We start from the raw sequence: 18,505 nt of genomic DNA on the forward strand, positions 1-18,505 counted from the left end.
GATGACCAAGCACGTCACGCGCATCGATGCCCGGTTCGAAGCACTGAAAAAAGAAAACCGGCCGGCGCTCATCACGTTCGTCACTGCGGGCGACCCTGATCCGGAAACGAGCGCGCAGATTCTCGGCGATCTCGCCAAAGCCGGTGCCGATATCATTGAGCTCGGCATGCCGTTCTCCGATCCGATGGCGGACGGTCCGGCAATTCAGGCCTCGTCGCAGCGGGCGCTGAAGGCTGGTCAGAACATGATCAAAACGCTGCAGATGGTTCGCGATTTTCGCGCGCACGACAACACGACGCCGATCGTGCTGATGGGCTACTACAATCCGATCTACGTCTATGGCAACGAGCGCTTCATCAAGGATGCGAAGGCCGCAGGCGTCGATGGACTCATTGTCGTCGACGTGCCGCCTGAGGCCGACGACGAGCTGTGCCTTCCGGCACTCACGGCCGGGCTGAATTTCATCAGGCTCGCAACGCCCACGACGGACAAGGCGCGTTTGGCGACAGTTTTGAAGAATACGTCCGGTTTCGTTTACTATGTTTCGATCACGGGCATCACCGGCGCCGCCGCGCCCGTCGTTAACGATGTCCACAGCCAGGTGAAGGCGATCAAGGCCGAAACCCCGCTACCGGTTGTCGTGGGCTTCGGCGTCCGATCCGGTGCGCAGGCCAAGGCGATCTCGAAGGGGGCTGATGGCGTGGTCGTCGGCTCAGCCATTGTTTCTGTTATAGAAAAATCTCTTGGAGCGAAGGGCGAGGCCACGGAAGGCACGCGAAAGGGCGTGTCGGAACTCGTCAAGGAATTGAGCCTGGCGCTATCGGCCGACTAGCGCTTTCCTTGGATAAGTTCTATTGGAGAGGGCCTTCTGCACCCCCATTTTGGGCATTGTCCTGGCGCCGGTCCCTCGAGAGGCGCTAAAAAATGGCGGACTGCGAGGAGCTTGCCATTGTGCCCGCACGTTCAAGCGATAGGCACCTGCTGCGGCTTACAAGGAGCCAAGAACACGTGAATTGGATTAACAACGTCGTCCGCCCAAAGATCAGTGGGCTCTTATCGACGGCGAAGCGCGACGTTCCGGATAACCTGTGGGTGAAGTGCCCGGATTCAGGTCAGATGGTCTTTTACAAAGACCTCGAGGCCAACGAGTTCGTCGTGCCCGGCTCGAACTATCACATGCGCATGGGTTCGCAGCAGCGCCTGCAGCATACGTTCGATGGCGGAGAGTATCGCACCGTCCCAGTGCCGACCGTGCAGCAAGATCCGTTGAAGTTTCGTGATGGGCGCAAATATTCCGATCGTCTGAAAGACGCGAAGGCTGCGACGAAGCTCGATGATGCCGTTCTCGTCGGCGAAGGCGAACTCGAAGGTTTGCCGGTCGTCGCTGCGGCTCAGGACTTCCGCTTCATGGCCGGTTCGCTCGGCATGGCCGCCGGTGAGGCGATCATCGCCGGCATGCAGCGCGCGCTCGATCTCAGAACGCCGTTTATTCTATTCGCGGCTTCGGGTGGTGCGCGCATGCAGGAGGGCATCCTTTCCCTCATGCAAATGCCGCGCACGACGATTGCCGTGCAACGTCTGAGAGACGCGCGGCTTCCCTACATCGTCGTTCTGACGGATCCGACGACGGGAGGCGTGACCGCTTCCTACGCGATGCTCGGAGATATCCATATCGCGGAGCCCGGCGCACTTATTTGCTTCGCGGGTCCACGCGTCATCCAGCAGACGATCCGCGAGCAGTTGCCGGACGGCTTCCAGCGTGCGGAATATCTGCTTTCGCACGGCATGATCGATATGGTCGTGCATCGTCATCAGATGCGGGAGACGCTCGCGCGCGTCTGCAAGCTCCTGATGAGCGGGGTGCAGGCGACGAAGGCGAAAGACACACGCAAGATGAATGGCAAGCCGTACGTCAACGGCGCTCCAGTCGATAGCAAAGTCATCGAGACGGCCGCGCGGGAGAGCGGCGTCGTCGAACCGGAGGCTGTGCCAAACAGCCAACGCTTCGAGCCGGGCAAGGGCGACAAGCCGAAGCGCGATGAGGCGGGATCGTCAACATCGGCAAATCCCAAAGATGCGCCTCGCGGCGCCTAGCTCTTCTCGAAGGTATACGGGGCATGACCTCGTCGACGACACGGCCCACAAGCGACGCTTTACTGGCCGACATGATGCTCTTGCATCCGAAGCTGATCGATCTTTCGCTCGGCCGCGTAGAGCGGCTGCTTGCAAAGCTCGGCCATCCCGAAAAAAAACTTCCGCCGGTGGTCCACATCGCGGGCACCAACGGCAAGGGTTCGGTTACGGCGTATCTTCGCGCTTTTGCTGAAGCCGCCGGAAAGCGCGTGCACGTCTATACCTCGCCGCATCTCGTGCGATTTCACGAGCGAATTTCGCTTGCCGGAGATGACGGCAAATCGCATCCGATCGACGAGGACCTGCTCGTCGATGTTCTGACGCGCGTCCAAGCAGTGAACGACGGCGAGGACATCACGCAGTTCGAGATCACGACAGCGGCGGCGTTTCTCGCGTTCTCGGAACGGCCGGCCGATGTTCTCCTGCTCGAAGTCGGGCTTGGCGGCCGGCTCGACGCGACGAACGTCATTACTGAACCCGCGCTCACGGTCATCACGCCGATCTCGATGGACCACGCCGAGAAGCTCGGTCCGACGCTCGCCAAGATCGCTTTCGAAAAGTCCGGCATTCTGAAGCGCGGCGTTCCTGGGATCATCTCGCAGCAAACGGATGACGTTCTCGCGGTCCTTGAATCGCGCGCGCGGGCTGTAAAAACGTCGCTGACCGTCTGGGGTCGCGATTACGACGCTTACGAGCAGACAGGCCGTCTTATCGTGCAGCAGAACGATCGACTGCTCGACTTGCCTTTGCCGGCGCTCATCGGGCGGCATCAGATCATCAACGCTGGAACCGCCGTGGCGGCGGCGCTGACGCTCGGCGAAAGAATACCCTCTCTCGCGATCGACGAAAGCGCCCTCGAAGCGGGACTTCGTTCCGTCGAGTGGCCGGCGCGGATGCAGCGCCTGACGTCAGGGCCGCTGGCCGACATTCTTGGTGACGAGACGGAGCTATGGCTCGACGGCGGTCATAATCCCGCCGCCGGAGATATGCTCGCCGATACGCTGGCAATGCTCGATGAGAAGTCGCCGAAGCCCGTCTATCTGATTGTCGGAATGATGGGCCAGAAGGATGCGCTTGGTTTTCTTGCGCCGTTCCGAGGGCTTGTGCGGGCCATCTATACAGTTCCGATCCCCGGAGCTAACGAGGCGCCGCATAGCGAAGAGAACCTTGCCGAGGTTGCGCGCGGGGCCGGCATGCAGGCGGCTGATCGCAAAAACGTGATTGATGCGCTCGAAACAATTGCTGGGCTTTCGAAGGGGCCGAAGCGCGTATTGATATGCGGATCGCTCTATCTTGCAGGATATGTACTTTTATTGCACAAAGGCCATGAATAAAGTCGGCAAGGCAGCAGGTTCGTTGCGCAAGGTCAAAGTGCTTCGCCCGCATTCGATATTTACAGTACGAAAAGGTCACAAAAATCGCTAGGTTGGCGGGACAATGCCGGCCACGGCCAATGACGAAGCATAGCTGATCTGCCAACTGAGAAGTCGAGGCTTCCGGGACCAAAGCGTAACAGAGCAACTCTAGAGAACTCCAACACCAACAAGACCGCCGTTCAGGCGTCATTCGGAGGAGATGCACGATGCAGCATGTAGCAATGGACAAGTTGAAAGGGCGGCAGATCATCAAGCCGCGCTATGACAATTTCATCGGCGGCAAGTGGGTCGCTCCTGTCCGCGGCCAGTACTTCTCCAACGTCACGCCGATCACCGGACAGCAGGTGTGCGAGGTCGCCCGTTCGACTGCAGAAGACATCGAACTCGCGCTCGACGCGGCACATAAAGCAAAAGACGCTTGGGGAAATTCGTCTCCCGCCACGCGCGCCCGCGTGCTGTCGAAAATCGCCGACCGGATGGAAGAAAATCTCGACATCCTCGCGCTCGTCGAGACGATCGACAACGGCAAGCCGATCCGCGAGACAACGCACGCCGATCTTCCCTTGGCCATCGATCATTTCCGTTATTTCGCCGGCTGCGTTCGCGCGCAGGAAGGCTCGATCGCTGAGATCGATCACGACACGGTCGCCTACCACTTCCACGAGCCGCTCGGTGTGGTCGGCCAGATCATTCCGTGGAACTTCCCGCTGCTGATGGCGGTCTGGAAGCTCGCGCCGGCGCTTGCTGCCGGTAACTGCGTCGTGCTGAAGCCTGCCGAGCAGACGCCGATGTCGATCATGGTTCTCATGGATCTGATCGCCGACATCCTTCCTGAAGGCGTCTTGAACGTCGTCAACGGTTTCGGCATCGAGGCCGGCAAGCCGCTTGCCCAGAACAAGCGCATCGCCAAGATCGCATTCACGGGCGAGACCACGACGGGCCGCTTGATCATGCAGTATGCGTCGGAAAACATCATTCCGTGCACGCTGGAACTCGGCGGCAAGTCGCCGAACATCTTCTTCGCCGACGTCATGGAAGCCGACGACGAGTACTTCGACAAGTGCCTCGAAGGGTTCACGATGTTCGCGTTGAACCAGGGCGAAGTTTGCACGTGCCCAAGCCGTGCGCTCATTCAGCGTTCGATCTATGAGAAGTTCATGGAGCGGGCTTTGGAGCGCGTGGTGAAGATCAAGCAGGGTCATCCGATGGATGCCTCGACGATGATCGGCGCGCAGGCTTCCAACGATCAGCTCGAGAAGATTCTGAGCTACATCGAGATCGGCAAGGGCGAAGGCGCGCGCGTTCTGACGGGCGGCCGTCGCGCCAATCTCAGTGGCGAGCTTGCGAGCGGCTATTACGTCGAGCCGACCGTGCTCGAAGGCCACAACAAGATGCGCGTGTTCCAGGAAGAGATCTTCGGGCCGGTCGTGTCCGTCACGACCTTCGAAGACGACGAGGAAGCGCTCTCGATCGCCAACGACACGCTTTATGGCCTTGGCTCGGGTGTGTGGACGCGTAACGGAACGCGGGCTTATCGGATGGGCCGTGCGATCAAGGCTGGTCGCGTTTGGACCAACTGCTACCACGCATACCCGGCGCACGCTGCGTTCGGCGGCTACAAGCAGTCGGGCATCGGCCGCGAGACGCACAAGATGATGCTCGACCATTACCAGCAGACGAAGAACATGCTCGTCAGCTACAGCCCGAAGGCTCTCGGCTTCTTCTGATGCCGGGCTTCGCGTAAGATCGAAGGGCATGTGCCGGTCCCGGTGCATGCCCTTTTTCACAAGAGGGAGAGTGCACGATGGTCAATCGCGTGACGGCGACGCCCGATACTCTGACGCTTCTCAAGAAGCTCGAGGGTATCCACGGACCGCTGCTCTTTCATCAATCGGGCGGTTGCTGCGATGGCAGCGCGCCCATGTGCTACCCCCGTGCCGAGTTCAAGGTTGGCGCTCAAGACGTCTACATGGGCGAGATCGGCGGCCAGCCGTTCTACATGGGCCGCTCGCAATTCGAATACTGGCAGCACACGCATCTCATCATCGATGTCGTGCCGGGACGCGGATCGGGCTTCTCGGTCGAAAGCCCGGAGGGTGTTCGCTTCCTGACGCGGTCGCGCATTTATTCGGATGCTGAAAATGACGAACTCGATGCTTTGGGTCCGCCGCCGAGCGGCGTCGAGCATCCGCCTCTCTAGGCGTTTCAAAAAATTCAAAATTCGGGAGAATAACCGATGACGGTTTCACGGACACTGCGCGATATCACAGGGCTTGGCTATACGCCTGCGCGCATCGCCAACTCTGCGCTGATCCTTATCGATTGCCAGAATACGTATCGCGAAGGTGTGATGCAGCTCGAGGGCGTCGAGCCCGCGCTCGTTGAATGTCAGGGTCTCTTAAAGCGTTACCGCGATGCAGGGCGGCCAGTCATTCACATCCAGCACGATGCCGGGGCCGGAACGCCTTACGACGTGAACGCTCCGATCGGCGCCATCGCAGACGTGGTGAGCCCCAAAGCGGGAGAGCCAGTCGTCGTGAAGAACTATCCGAGTTCGTTCGAGAAGACGAACCTTGATGAGCTTCTGAAAGGCTATGGCGTCGAGGAATTGACCATCGCCGGGTTCATGACGCACGTGTGCGTGAATTCGACGGCGCGGGCCGCTTTCAATCACGGCTATCGCGCTACAGTGGTCGGCAATGCGACGGCGACCCGCTCGCTTCCCAATCCTTCCGGCGGCGTTATTTCGGCGAAGGAGCTTCACGAAGCCAGCCTCGTGGGGCTCAATGATATATTTGCCGTCGTCGTGCCGGCCGCGGACAAGATCACGGACTGATCGGGCCGGTCCCGCAAGAAAATTCCAAAGATAAAAAACCCCGCATTCAGCGGGGTTTTTCAATTCCAGATGTCGTGCGTGAATGACGCGCCTTAAACGGCAGCGGCGACGCTCGACGTGATCCAGTCTTCGAGCTTTTTCTTCTGCACGATCGCGCCGGTGTGCTGGGCGGCGACCTTGCCACCCTTGAAGATCAGCAGAGTCGGCATAGCGCGTATACCGTAATGACCGGTGACCTGCGGGTTCTCGTCAACGTCGATTTTCACGACTTTCACTTTGCCAGTCATCTCCTTGGCGACCTGATCGAGTGCCGGCGCCATGGCTTTGCACGGTCCGCACCACGTCGCGTGGAAATCGACGAGAACCGGTTCGCTAGACTTCAGAACTTCCTCTTCGAAGCTGGCGTCTGTCACTGCGTTAGACATTGATTATGCTCCATTTTCGGGCCCGTTCTATCGGCCGATGCCGACTTGCCGCCCGTCGGCGGGCAAAAGAAAACTGATCCATGAAGTAGGGATTAGGTCAGGAAGCGTCAAGGCTCCCCCAATCGAGGTCCCAAAGACGGACCGTATAAAGATCGAGGAGGTCGCCCGGAATTTCCATGAGTCGGGGGCCGTCCGTCCAGAGCAGCGCGGCTCGCACGATCCGGCCGGGATAGATTTCTCGAAGAGCCAGCCGATATGCCGCAAGCTGATAAAGATAGGCGTCTGCAACCTGGCGCACGTCGGCGGGCGGCGGGCGATTGGTCTTGTAATCGACGACGAACACTTCGCCTTCGGTCAGCGCCAAGCGATCGATTTGCCCCGATAGATCGAGGGACGGTCCCTTACCGTTCGGCCGCGGTATGACGGCGGCGATCGGCGCCTCCGCAACACTGTCGGCTCCGAAGATCGCGGCGAAACTCGGGTGCTCTAAAATCGCGAGCGTTTCTTTGACGATGCTCGCACGCACTCTTGCGGGAAGAGCCGCGCCGCGTTTGTCGACGAAGGCGGTCGCGATCATCTCACGCCGGTCAACAGCAATCGATGGCAGATGCTGAAGGAGCGCGTGCGTGATCGTTCCGCGTAAGAACCGATTGGCGCCGCCGGCACTGAGTGGCGAGGGCGTGTCGTTCGTCGCTGCGGCGTCCTGCTTGGCGGGAACGCGCGGCTCGCCCTCGGCATCGGGTGCATAAGGTTCGAGACGCGACGGCGCGAGCGGCACGGAAAGTTTCGGTTCGGCTGGCGCACGGCGCGTTGCGAAGCCGGGCCGGGCAAACGCGCTCTGTTCGGCTCGCTTTTCGTGCTTCGGCTTTTCAGGCTCCGCTATTTGCGGCCATTCCATGCGCCAAATTTTCCGGCCGTCGCCGAGATCGATTTCCTCCATGGCCGGGATCAACGCAGCAGACGCCACGTCATACCAGCAGCCATCGGCGCGGCCGCGCTTGGTTTCGAAGCCCGCGATGTAGAGCCTGTCCCTGGCTCGCGTCATGGCGACGTAGAGGAGCCGATTTCGCTCTTCCGTGTCGGCCTGTTCCTTTTCTCTGCGCGCCCCTTCAACAGCCGGAACGCGGTTTGTACCCTTGACGCACCAGACGATTGCTTCGGAGGATTCCTCTGCAAGCGAATGTGCAGCAAGTTTCACGAGACGCGAAGATGCGTCGTCACCAGACGACGTGGTGCAGGTGTCGGGAAGAAAGACGATCGGTGCCTCGAGGCCTTTTGCGCCGTGCACGGTCATGACGCGAACTTCGTCACGGCCGTGCTCCATGTCGCGCTTCACCTCGGGGTTCGCGTCGCGGAGCTTCGCTAGAAATTGCGTAAGCGACGGTGGATTGCTTTCGTCGAAGGAGAGCGCGAGATCGAGGAATTCGTCGATGACATCGGCGGCTTCGGGTCCGAGCCGGTTCAGCATTTTCTCGCGGCCGCCATCGCGATCGAGAACGCGAGAGAAGAACTCGAACGGCGGGATGAAGTCTGCCTTGTCGCGCCAGCGTTTCAGCGTTTCGGCTGCGTCCGTGAATGCGGAATTCGTATCGGCGCTTTCGAGCAGAGCGGACCACAGCGTCCGTTTGCGGCCATGCGCGATTTCGAGAAGATGGTCGTCGTTGAGGTTGAAGAGGGGACCCTTCAAAACGGTCGCCAACGCCAGATCGTCTTCAGGCAAGGTCAAGAAGTCGCCGAGGACGATCAGGTCCTGAACTGCGATCTGATCCGTCAGCCTGACGCGGTCTGAACCTGCGACGGGGATGCCACGCCGCTTCAGTGCCGCGACCATGGGCACCGCGAACGGGTTTCGCTTCCGCACGAGGATCAAGATATCGCCGGCGCGAATGGGGCGGTTCTCGGAAGGCAATCGTTCGGCCCCGTCGATCCAGTTCTTGATCGTATCCGCGATGCGATCCGCGAGCCGGTTAGCGGGCGAACGCTCGTTCGTATCGGAAAGAGGGTTCCACGGATCGGCGACGACCGTTTCGTCGGGCATCTCGGTCGGCCATATCTCGACCAGGCCCGCGTGCCCGATTCGGTTGGCGACGTGGTCGATGCTGCCATTGTCGGCGGTCAATCCGGGCGTGCGGGCCGGATCGGCAAACACGCGATCGACTGCGGCCAAAACGGGCGCGACGGTACGGAAAGACAGCGTAAGCGGCACGCGTCTCCACGCGAGATTGGCGCCGGTGGCGAGCGCCGCGAAACGCTGGCCCATTTCGGCGAACATCTTCGGTGCGGCGCCTTGGAACGAATAGATCGACTGCTTTTCGTCGCCGACGGCAAATACGGTGCGCGTCACTGCACCGGCACCCATGTCGGCGAAGAACTCGTGCGCGAGCGCGGAAATGATCTCCCACTGCTCGGGGCTCGTGTCCTGCGCTTCGTCGACGAGAATATGATCGAGGCCGCCGTCGAGCTTGAAAAGAACCCACTGCGCCTGGCCTTTTTCGCTCGTCAGAAGTTCGCGGGTTTTCAGAATGAGATCGTCGAAATCGAGCGCGCCGGCAGAATTTCGCGCAGCCGCGTAGCGCCTCAGCACGGAGCCGGCGAGCTGATAAAGGGCGAGCGACGCGTCGATCAGCGTCAGCGCTTTCAATTCCTGAGAAAGTTTGAAGAAATTCTGCTGCGCCTGCTGGCAGCGATCATGCAAGCCCGGTTTTGCCTGGGAAAGTGCCTTCGTCATCAGGCTCTTTCGGAGCGCTTCTCCGCTGTCGACGAGGAAGTAATCGCCGAGAGCATGCGCGCGGCGCTGGGGCTCGGCGTGCGCCATCATCCCGATTAATTTTGCGCTATGGCCGGCATCCGTTTTGCCGCCGGTTGCCAGCAGCTCCGAGAGTTCGCGGATGTCTTCCTTCGAGAGAACGTTCGCGCATTCGGTATGAAGATCAGCGACTGCGACGGAGGCACGCACGTTAAGTTCTTTGCGAAGATGAGCATCCATCGCCGCGAGCCCGTCTTCGATCCTGCCGGGTTCGACGTGGGCGGTAGCTTCGAGCCATTTGCGCTCCTCGACCGCCTTGGAAATAAGCTGATCGAAATGCGCGTCGGCGGCGTAGCGAATGACGAAATCGAGTGCCTTGCCAAGCGACGCATTCGGTGCGCCGGTTGCCTCGGTCAATGTCGCCTCGATCGCGTCGGCCTTGAGTTCGCGTGCGGCCTGGTCGTCTAGGATCTTGAAATCAGGCGGCACGCCTGCTTCCAGGGGGAAGCGCTGCAAGAGCCGCTCGGCGAAGGCGTGGATCGTTTGCACCTTGAGGCCGCCGGGCGTTTCGATAGCGAGCGCGAAGAGCGTTCGGGCGCGTTGCATCAAGTCGACGGAGGCGGGCAGGCCGACGATCTTGGAAAGGTCTTTGTGCAGCGTTTCGTCGTCGGCTGTCACCCAGCCGGCGAGACGGTCGAAAACGCGTTTCGACATTTCGGCTGCGGCCGCCTTCGTAAAGGTGAGGCAGAGGATGCGCTCGGGGCGCGTTCCGGCGAGCAACAGGCGCAATACGCGCAACGTCAAAACGTGTGTCTTGCCGGTTCCGGCGTTGGCGTTGACCCAGGCGGAATTTTGCGGGGCGGAAGCGTCGCTCTGTGCCTGATCGGTGAAGCGGCGGATGTCTTCAGGCGAGGTCTTCTTGATTTCGAGGTTCAAGACGCTGCCTCCTCGTCGACGTGTGCCGACCATTCGGCAACGCGCGCGAGATGCGCGTACGCATCGAAATCGTAACGATAGCCGGGCCGCCGGATGGCGCGGTAGGGCGTTTCCACGCGATCGAACGCGGTAATGAGCTGTTCAAGTCCCGCGCGTGCTTCGGCGGCGAGTGCTGCGACGTCGTCGCATTTGATCGTCCGCTCTTCGCCGGGCGGCTCGGCGCCGGAAGCGCGGATGTAGCGCAACGCTTCGACGGTATGTCCGCTGAGGTGCGGAAATCCGACTTCGCCGAGTGCGATTGCGGCTTCGAGTGGCAGCTGCGGTGAGCGTCCTGCCTTGACGGCTGTGTCGCTCGGCGCGGCTCCCGTTTTGTAGTCGGTAATGACAATCGCCGCGCCCTTGTCGTCGATGCGATCGGCGCGCGCCGTCAGTGTGAATGGCCTGCCGCCGGAGTCGAGTACGAGCCTTCCCGAAGTTTCGGCGATGATCGCCTGGACGCCGTCGCGTCGCGCCGCCTCCGTCATCGCGAACCATGCGAGGAAACGTTTAAGGCGTGGCAGCCAGAAGGCCGCGACGCGGGGATGGCCCGTGTAGGTTTCGAGGACGACGGTGGCGATGCGTTCGAGTTCCGCACGCGGATCAGCGGGCAGCGCGCTCGGGTACTCGGTCGCAAATTGCGACATGACACTGTGCACCAGTCCGCCGCGGAGGCTCGCGTCGGGTGCGGCACCCAGCTCCGGCAATGGATCGAGCTTCAGGACGTGGCGTGCGAAGATCGCGTAGGGATTGCTCGTCCAACGCTCGATCTCGGTCACGCTCAATTTTCGCGGGCGTGCATCGACGGGCGGCCTTGGCTCCGGCGCCTCGACACGAATCTCATTTTTCTTGTCGATAAAGTCTCTGGATCGCGCCCAAGCCAGCCAAGGTTTGTCCGCATCGAGAGCGGGCAAAAGCTCCATGCCTTTAAGCAGCGCCGTCGTGCGCATGAGCCAGCGGGATGGGACCGTCGGAACGCCGCCGACCTTTTCGGCACGTGTCAAATAAACCGTCTCGGCGCCGAGAAGCGAGACGAAGTCGTGGGCGGCGCGGCCGGTTTCTTCCTCCGGTGAGGGGAGCCCCAGCTCGCTGCGCATCGGCCGGTTGAGCCAAGCGCCGGGCTCTGCGGCTTCAGGCCAGGTGCCTTCATTCAACGAGCCGATGATCAGCACGTCGGGTTGCTGCAGGCGCGCTTCGAAGGGACCCCAGATCGCAATGCGCGGATGCACGGCGGTGCGCTCGCGGACGTTTTCCTTGGCGAGCAGCGTCGCGTAGAGATCGGCGTAATCGGTGGCGCGTATTTCGACGTCGGGTGTTTCGGGCTTCAGAAGCTCCATGAAGAAGTGGCTGGCGACTTTGCCGGCTTCACCCTGCCAAAGCGGGTTTTGCCCGTTGGACGTAGACGCTTCATCTTCGGGAAGTGCGGCGAGAGCTTCGGCGCTCTCGGCATGGGCACGGGCGAAATCGGCGAGCGTGTGCGGGCTTTGATCGGCGTAGAGATCGGTCAGCGGTTTGAAAGCCTCTGCAACCTTCGTCACGAGCAGGCGCGAACCTTCGCGGTCTTCGGCCCATAGGCGCCGCGCAGCGACATGCATGAATTTCTTTTCGCCGTCGTCGCGCTCGGCCGTGTCGAGGGCGGCGAGAATCCCTTCCACGCCGCGGCCGAGGTATGCCGTGCGGAAGGCGCTGATTTCGAGCGCGCGCGCAAAGCGGCGAATATCGAAGGTTTTCATGCCGGCGCGGCACAGCGGGTGGCGCAGCAGCGCCATCGTCTCGGCCGGTGCGAAATCGCTGACGACTGCGTTGATGACGAGGGCGAGAAACGCGCCCGGAACGGTTTTCGCGAACGGCCGTCCGGCGCTGTCGTCAACGCGGATGCCCCAGGCTTCGAGACGGATCGCGACGCGCCGCGCGAGCAATCGGTCCGGCGAAACGAGCGCGGCGGTTCGACCCGGCGTTTCGATGGCTTCGCGCAGGATCAATGCAACGGTTTCGGCTTCGTCCTGCGCGGACGGTGCTTCGATCAAGGATACGCCGGAAAGCGCGGCCTCAAGTTCGTCGCGGTCGGCTTTGGCCGCGAATTCGTGCCAGCGCGCGGTCGTCGCGGAAGGCCGCATCGCCTCGCTGAAAAACGCTGAGCGCGCGGTGCGGGCCGCGTCGACGTTGACGCCGGGCAATGTCTTCACGTCACTTCTCGAAATGCCGAGGCCGTCGAGCAGCTTCCGCAAGCCGAACTGCGGGTGCTCCGGGTGGAGCGGCACGATCTGGTTCCAGCTTTCCTCGTCGAGCGTTTGATCGAGAGCGGGAAGGACGATGGCGCCCGAGGGGTGGGCGGCTACGGCGCGCATCAACGTCACCGTTGAAGGGATGGAGCCCGTGACGCCCGCGACGATGACGACCTCGTCGGGTTTCAGCTTCGCGATGCGGTCGGCTTCGGCGAGGATCAGTGCGTTGCGGCGGGCTTCGGGCGACGTCAGGCCGTGCGCCTCGAGATGGAGCGGCCAGTACTCGGTGACGATCTTCAGGAAGTCGACCGTCTTTTTCCAATGCTCGGAGTAGGCTTCGGGAACGAGCGATTGGATGCCCGACAGCGAGACGTTCTCGCGTTCGATGTCGTCCATCAGCTTGCCGAGTTCGGCGGCGAGCTGGGCTGCTTGTGCCGGCGTCGATCCGAGGGTGGTGTTTCCCGATTGCGAGGCGGCTTCCGCCATCGATTGGCGCCACCGCGCGACGAGCTGCATCAGGGTCAGCATCCGGTCGAGTGCATTGATCGCGGGCGGTTGCTCCAGCGCTTCCGCGCCGGATGGACCTAGTTCCGCAATGCTCGTGATCAGTGAGAGGTCGCCTTCGCCTTCCGAGATCGGCTGGATGCGCGGCATGATCAGCGCACGCGTGTTCGCGACGGCCAGGAAAGCTTCGCGCGCGACGCGTGCCGCGCGGCGTGTCGGCAGCAGTAGCGTAATTTTCGGAAGCGTCAGAATGCCGGGCGGCGTGCCACCGGCGGCCGGAAGATCGCCGTTCAGGATCGCGCGTGCGAGCGCTTCGAGAAACGGCACTCCGAGCGGCAATGTGAAGACGTTTGCCGACATCAGTCGGAACTCGTCGTCAGCGGTGCTCTGAGTGCGGCTTCCGCTTCCGCTAGCGCATCAGGGGTGCCAACGTGCATCCAAATGCCTTCGAGACGGAGACCATAAAGCCGGCCCTTGTCGATGGCGCGATCCCACAGTTTGTTCAACGAGAACGGTCCGCTCGGCGCGTTTTCGAACAGACGCGGATGGGCGATTGAAACTCCGGCGAAGACGAACGGCGCAAGGCGTGGCCCGGTCTGACGCGTCAGGTGGCCCGTCGAGTCCATCTGGAAATCACCGGGACCGTCGTAGCCGATGCTTGCGGCGAGAGGCGCGACGAGCATGAGGCTGTCCATGAGGTTTGCATCGAAACCGCTCAGCAGGCGATCGAGATTGGAGCCCAGCCCTTCGATCCAAACTGAATCGGAATTATGGATGACGAATGGTTCGTCGCCGAGCTTCGGCAGCGCACGCAACGCCCCGCCACCCGTGTCGAGAAGTTTGTCGCGCTCGTCGGAAATGGTGATTTTCGGAGCGGAGCGGTGTGCCAGATGCTTTTCGATTTTGTCAGCGAGGTAGTGAACGTTGACCACGGCACGCTTGATGCCTGCGGCGGCTAGACGATCGAGCACGTGATCGATCAGTGGCTTGCCGTCGAGCGGCACGAGCGGCTTCGGCAGGGTATTGGTCAGCGGACGCATGCGCTCGCCTTTGCCGGCTGCCAGTACGAATGCGCTGGTGGGGCGCGTGGCGGACGTCATGTGAAGCGTCTCCGAAATCGGGTTAGATCTTCAGGGCTTCTGCGCGCAGGCTCCGAGGTAGGTTCGCGTCATACCATGCTCTCAGTCCGGCGAGAGCCTCATGCTGCAGGTCTCGTTCGAGATACCCCCAGATCCGTGGCATATGGGCCAGGTATTGCCTTTTCCCGTCGCGCATAGCTAACCGCGCGAAGATGCCGAGGATTTTGGTATTTCGTTGTGCCCCTAGTGCGGCGTAGCTGAAGCGGAATTCGGGCTCGTCAAATGCCGGGTTCCGGGAGGAATTGATCGCGATGTAATGGTCGAGCAGTTGTTTTTCCAGGGTTTCCGGCACGTCGAGCCGAGCATCCTGGAGAAGGGATACGAGATCATAGGCAGCGGGCCCGATCATGGCATCCTGGAAATCGATGATGCCGACGTCGCGTGGGCTCGGCCGGTCGTCGAGTGCGATCAGATTTGGCGAATGAAAGTCGCGGAGCAGCCAAGTTTTCGGCTGGCTCAACACCCGCTCGAATGTGCTCTTCCACAACGCCGTGAATGCGTCGCGAGCCGATTGGGGCGCAGGTGTGCCGTGGAGCGCCGGCCAGTACCAATCGAGAAGAAGCTGGGTTTCGATTTCCAGCACGCCCTCGTCGGCTTCGGGGAGTGCGAACGTTGAGCCATCCGAAAGGACGATGCGCGTCGGTGGAGGAATGCTCTGAACCGCGATCAACGTATCGACGCCGCGCTTCCAGAGTCCGGCCTGATCGCGTCCTCGAGAAACTTCAGCGCCGAAAACTTCGTCGCCGAAATCCTCGATGATCAGCAGTCCTTGCGCGAGGTCCTCGGCAAGGATGCGCGGGACCGAGAGTCCGGTGGCCGCGAGCGCACCGTCGATTGCGACGAAGGCTCTGACGCTTTCCGCGAGATGCGCGATGGCGCTGTAAGACTTGCCGTCGCGTATCGGTGGACCATCCGGCCGCTGGGGTGAATCCATGAGGATTGCGCGCGTGCCGTCGGCTTTCTGAAGGCGAGCGTAGCGGCGCGGTGAGGCGTCGCCCTGCAGATAGCTGAATGCCGTCGACGCTTCGCCCCAGCCTGCGCGCGACAGAAAATCCCGGATCGCGGCGAAGCGCTCGATACGGGCCACGAAATCGGCTGGCGTGCCGATGCTGACGTTTCTGCGGTCCGGCGCGTCTGTTTCGTCGAAGCGAATGGTGAAGCGCTCGCGTGGAACGCGGTCGTTACCCTTCGACGGCCATTCGATGATGGCAATGCCGCGCGTGAGGGCGGCGTCGAGACCGAGTTCGTCGATCTCGCTCGCGTCGGAAAGACGGTAGAGGTCGAAGTGTGCGATGTCGAAACGCGGGGTTTCGTAGGCCTGCACCAGGGTGAAGGTGGGGCTTGGAATTTCGAGCGACGGATTGCCCGAAATCGCTCGTATGAGGGCACGCGCAAAGGTCGATTTGCCGGCGCCGAGATCACCCTCCAGCGCCAACGTATCTCCGGGCTGCACGAGGAACGCGACCTCTTGCGCCACTCGCGAGACGTCGCCTTCCGTCAGGTCGTTGAATGAGAATGCCGGGTTTATCATCGCGCTCGGTTTTATGCTGCGCGCTCGCCGCCCGCCAGCCTGTCTCTGTCGCCGCCGGATGTCCGGGAGACGGGCCGCTCTGGAATTCGAACGACCACGCGTGTTCCCCGACCTTCCTCCGAAGTGATTTCGATATTGCCGCCGTGAAGCTCAACGAGGCTTTTGGCAATTGAAAGGCCGAGGCCTGCGCCACGATGCTCGGAGCCGCGGCTGCGGCTTTCGAAGCGCTGGAAGACGCGGCCGATCTGATCTTTGGGGATGCCGATGCCGGCGTCCTCGACCCTGAAGAAGATGTTTCCGGCTTGCCGCCAGCAGGCGAGGTACACGGTGCCGTTGATTTTCGAGAAGCCGACCGCATTGGACAGGAGATTGTACAGCACCTGACGCATGCGCGCTTCATCGACCATGATTTCCGTCACGTCGTCGGCGACCGCGATATCGATCGTAAGGCGCGAGCGGACCGCGCGTTCGCGAATGCCAAGAATGGCTGCGTCGATGATCGCGCGCACGCCGACCGGCGCGACTTTGAGCTCGAGTCCGCCGGCTTCGATCGTCGTCAGGTCCAGGATGTCGTCGATGATTGCGAGGAGCGTCTTCGACGAGGACATGATGTCGGCGAGATATTCTCTCTGCTTGTCGTTCAGTTCGCCGAACATCGGACTCGCGAGCATGTCGGAGAAACCGATGATGGTGTTCAGCGGGGTTCTCAGCTCGTAGGAGATATGGCCGATGAAGTTCGTTTTCAGGCGGTCGGCGGCGACGAGCGCTTCGTTGCGTTCGACGAGGGCGCGCTCGGCGCGCTTGGCGTCCGTCACGTCGGCGTAAGTCAGCAGTGTTGCGCCGTCGGGCAACGGCATCAACGCGTAGTCGACGACGACGTTGTCCGTGCGGATCATCTGGCCTGAGAATGTCTCGCGCTCGTCCTGGAATGCGGTGACCGCGCGGCCGATGCGCATCCACGTTCCAGCGTCCGGATAGAGGTTTTGAACCGCGGCGATGATCTCGCCGATATGCGGCAGTTCATTGAGCTTGCCGGCGGGGATTTGCCAGATCCCACAGAAAGCCCGGTTGAACAGCTTGAGGCGGCCGTCCGTTCCGAACACGGCGACGCCTTCCTTGAGGCTGTCGAGTGTTTCGCGCTGCACGTCGATCAGGGCGTTATAGCGGGCTTCGAGCGCAAGGCGGTCGGTCTCGTCGCCAAAGAGGTAGGTGACGCCGCCATCGGGGCGCTGCTCTGCGATGACGTTGACGATGCGTCCGTCCGTCAGATGCCAGATGTCTTCGAGCGGCGCGCCGGAGCGGTAGCCGGCGAGGACCTGGGCTTTCCAATCGCGATGACTGACGACCGGCGGAAGTACGCCGATCTCGCGCAGCCGATCGAGGATGTCGGAGTCGGTCGGGCGGGTCGTCAGCCACTCCGGGTCGAGCGACCAAAGCTTCGTGAAGGCGGCGTTGTAGAAAACCAGCTTCTGCTCGCGATTGAACAGCGCGACAGCAGTTTCCACGCGGTCGAGCGTCCGGTCGTAAGCCTCAACCTGGCGATCGAGTTCGCCTTGCGCGGTTTCGATGTCCGTGACGTCGATCGCCGCTCCGGCCATCATGCCGTCGACGGGTATGACGACGATGTCGTGTGGTTTGCGCTCGCCACCTGCGATGAGGTGAACGCGCGCACGATAGCTTTGGCCAGCGCCGACGGCTTTCAACACATGCTTACGCTGGCGCGTCTCGAGCAATTCGATCTGGCGGTCCAGGACCTCAAGCTCGCTCTCGGCCTCGACCGCTTTGACGTACGCTTTGTTGACCCAGATGAGGCGGTTCGCCGGATCGCGCAGCCAAACGGGCATCGGCAGGGTGTCGAGGAGGGCGCGGCTCGAGTGAATGTCGCGGGTGAGGGCGGCGTGGCGCTCGTCGATCCTCGCGATTTCGGCTTTGTAAGTCGACACATCCTTGAAGCGCAGCACGGCGCGGCCGCCCGCGGCGCGGCCCTCCGCTTCGATGGCGGCGGCGGCGCTCGTCTTCAGGATGATGCTGAAGGCACGGCCATTAGTGAAGAGCATGTCGAGAGACGTCTTCAGCGTGTCGGCGGATGCCGGTTGCAGCCATTGTCCAAAGCGCAGGATCTCTGCGTGCTGCTCCGGAAGGCCCGGAATTCCAGTCAGCGTATGAGAGGCGATGCGGACAGCCTGTCCCTGCTCCCAAAATATGAGGACCTGCGGCTCTGCGCGGATGATCGCGTCCGCTGCCGCGAGGTTACGGCGAAGATGTTGGCTCTCGGCTTTGGCCTTGCCGGCTTCTTTGCGGGCGACGCTGCCCATGTGCCAGATGATGAGGCCCGCCATGAACACGGTCGCGGCTACGATGCCGACGACGGCCAACTGACGTTCGCTCAGCTCGTTCGCTTCCATTTGATGGCCGCCCACGAAGACGGCGAGCATGGTGGCGACGCAGGCCATCGCCGCGAGCAGCAGAAGCGCCAGCTGGAGCCGGGTCGTCAACCGTCGGTTCTGGCCGGGCGTCGTGCGCATTTAATTCCGTTGTAGCTCTTGGAAGCGGCCCGTACACCATGCGCGGGCACACCAATGGGAGTCCGGGCCTTGCGGCACGAATCACCCCGAGTA

The 18,505-nt window shown here is 61.7% G+C and carries 12 protein-coding genes; 6 read left to right on the forward strand and 6 right to left on the reverse strand.

From position 1 onward, the window contains the following. The first annotated feature begins 1 nt into the window (after position 1). From trpA to AACL53_RS01740, 6 genes are all read left to right on the forward strand, one after another. Entirely contained in the window at positions 2–832 is an 831-nt protein-coding gene (gene trpA, locus AACL53_RS01715; RefSeq protein WP_339081837.1) for a tryptophan synthase subunit alpha, read from the forward strand. A 176-nt stretch (positions 833–1,008) separates the two neighbouring features. Further along, on the forward strand, positions 1,009–2,094 hold the full coding sequence (accD, locus tag AACL53_RS01720; protein WP_339081839.1) for an acetyl-CoA carboxylase, carboxyltransferase subunit beta: 1,086 nt from the start codon (positions 1,009–1,011) through the stop codon (positions 2,092–2,094). A gap of 23 nt (positions 2,095–2,117) precedes the next feature. After that, positions 2,118–3,467, forward strand: coding sequence for a folylpolyglutamate synthase/dihydrofolate synthase family protein (locus AACL53_RS01725; protein WP_339081841.1), 1,350 nt, complete (start codon positions 2,118–2,120; stop codon positions 3,465–3,467). Between the two features lie 248 nt (positions 3,468–3,715). Continuing rightward, a complete protein-coding gene (gene adh, locus AACL53_RS01730) occupies positions 3,716–5,236 on the forward strand; it encodes an aldehyde dehydrogenase (RefSeq protein WP_339081843.1) in 1,521 nt (506 codons plus the stop codon). Positions 5,237–5,313: 77 nt separating this feature from the next. Further along, a complete protein-coding gene (locus tag AACL53_RS01735; protein WP_339081845.1) occupies positions 5,314–5,709 on the forward strand; it encodes a DUF779 domain-containing protein in 396 nt (131 codons plus the stop codon). A 36-nt stretch (positions 5,710–5,745) separates the two neighbouring features. Then, entirely contained in the window at positions 5,746–6,345 is a 600-nt protein-coding gene (locus AACL53_RS01740; protein WP_339081847.1) for a cysteine hydrolase family protein, read from the forward strand. A gap of 92 nt (positions 6,346–6,437) precedes the next feature. Here the strand turns inward: AACL53_RS01740 and trxA are convergent, their stop codons facing one another. From trxA to AACL53_RS01770, 6 genes are all read right to left on the reverse strand, one after another. Further along, entirely contained in the window at positions 6,438–6,770 is a 333-nt protein-coding gene (trxA, locus tag AACL53_RS01745) for a thioredoxin (protein ID WP_092863464.1), read from the reverse strand. A gap of 97 nt (positions 6,771–6,867) precedes the next feature. After that, a complete protein-coding gene (gene addA / locus AACL53_RS01750) occupies positions 6,868–10,452 on the reverse strand; it encodes a double-strand break repair helicase AddA (protein ID WP_339081850.1) in 3,585 nt (1,194 codons plus the stop codon). Then, entirely contained in the window at positions 10,449–13,577 is a 3,129-nt protein-coding gene (gene addB / locus AACL53_RS01755) for a double-strand break repair protein AddB (protein ID WP_339081852.1), read from the reverse strand. Before addB ends, addA begins: the two co-directional genes overlap by 4 nt. Beyond that, the gene (locus AACL53_RS01760) at positions 13,577–14,317 is read right to left on the reverse strand and encodes a nucleotidyltransferase family protein (RefSeq protein WP_339081854.1); all 741 of its coding nucleotides are present in this window, start codon (positions 14,315–14,317) and stop codon (positions 13,577–13,579) included. The genes addB and AACL53_RS01760 overlap by 1 nt, the downstream gene beginning before the upstream one ends. A 22-nt stretch (positions 14,318–14,339) precedes the next feature. Then, the gene (tsaE, locus tag AACL53_RS01765) at positions 14,340–15,887 is read right to left on the reverse strand and encodes a tRNA (adenosine(37)-N6)-threonylcarbamoyltransferase complex ATPase subunit type 1 TsaE (RefSeq protein ID WP_339081856.1); all 1,548 of its coding nucleotides are present in this window, start codon (positions 15,885–15,887) and stop codon (positions 14,340–14,342) included. Positions 15,888–15,898: 11 nt separating this feature from the next. Continuing rightward, positions 15,899–18,412 carry an ATP-binding protein gene (locus AACL53_RS01770; protein WP_339081858.1) on the reverse strand — a complete coding sequence of 838 codons (2,514 nt, stop codon included), beginning with the start codon at positions 18,410–18,412 and terminating at the stop codon, positions 15,899–15,901. Between the last annotated feature and the right edge of the window lie 93 nt (positions 18,413–18,505).

Origin of the sequence: Hyphomicrobium sp. ghe19 (genome assembly GCF_902712875.1) — a bacterium.
Taxonomy (GTDB): domain Bacteria; phylum Pseudomonadota; class Alphaproteobacteria; order Rhizobiales; family Hyphomicrobiaceae; genus Hyphomicrobium_B.

What these genes read in the sequence shown, in the direction of transcription:
- trpA (WP_339081837.1), top strand. Translation starts at nt 2, where the DNA reads ATGACCAAGCACGTCACGCGCATCGATGCCCGGTTCGAAGCACTGAAA.
- AACL53_RS01725 (WP_339081841.1), top strand. Translation starts at nt 2,118, where the DNA reads ATGACCTCGTCGACGACACGGCCCACAAGCGACGCTTTACTGGCCGAC.
- adh (WP_339081843.1), top strand. Translation starts at nt 3,716, where the DNA reads ATGCAGCATGTAGCAATGGACAAGTTGAAAGGGCGGCAGATCATCAAG.
- AACL53_RS01735 (WP_339081845.1), top strand. Translation starts at nt 5,314, where the DNA reads ATGGTCAATCGCGTGACGGCGACGCCCGATACTCTGACGCTTCTCAAG.
- AACL53_RS01740 (WP_339081847.1), top strand. Translation starts at nt 5,746, where the DNA reads ATGACGGTTTCACGGACACTGCGCGATATCACAGGGCTTGGCTATACG.
- trxA (WP_092863464.1), bottom strand. Translation starts at nt 6,770, where the DNA reads ATGTCTAACGCAGTGACAGACGCCAGCTTCGAAGAGGAAGTTCTGAAG.
- addB (WP_339081852.1), bottom strand. Translation starts at nt 13,577, where the DNA reads ATGTCGGCAAACGTCTTCACATTGCCGCTCGGAGTGCCGTTTCTCGAA.
- AACL53_RS01760 (WP_339081854.1), bottom strand. Translation starts at nt 14,317, where the DNA reads ATGACGTCCGCCACGCGCCCCACCAGCGCATTCGTACTGGCAGCCGGC.
- tsaE (WP_339081856.1), bottom strand. Translation starts at nt 15,887, where the DNA reads ATGATAAACCCGGCATTCTCATTCAACGACCTGACGGAAGGCGACGTC.
- AACL53_RS01770 (WP_339081858.1), bottom strand. Translation starts at nt 18,412, where the DNA reads ATGCGCACGACGCCCGGCCAGAACCGACGGTTGACGACCCGGCTCCAG.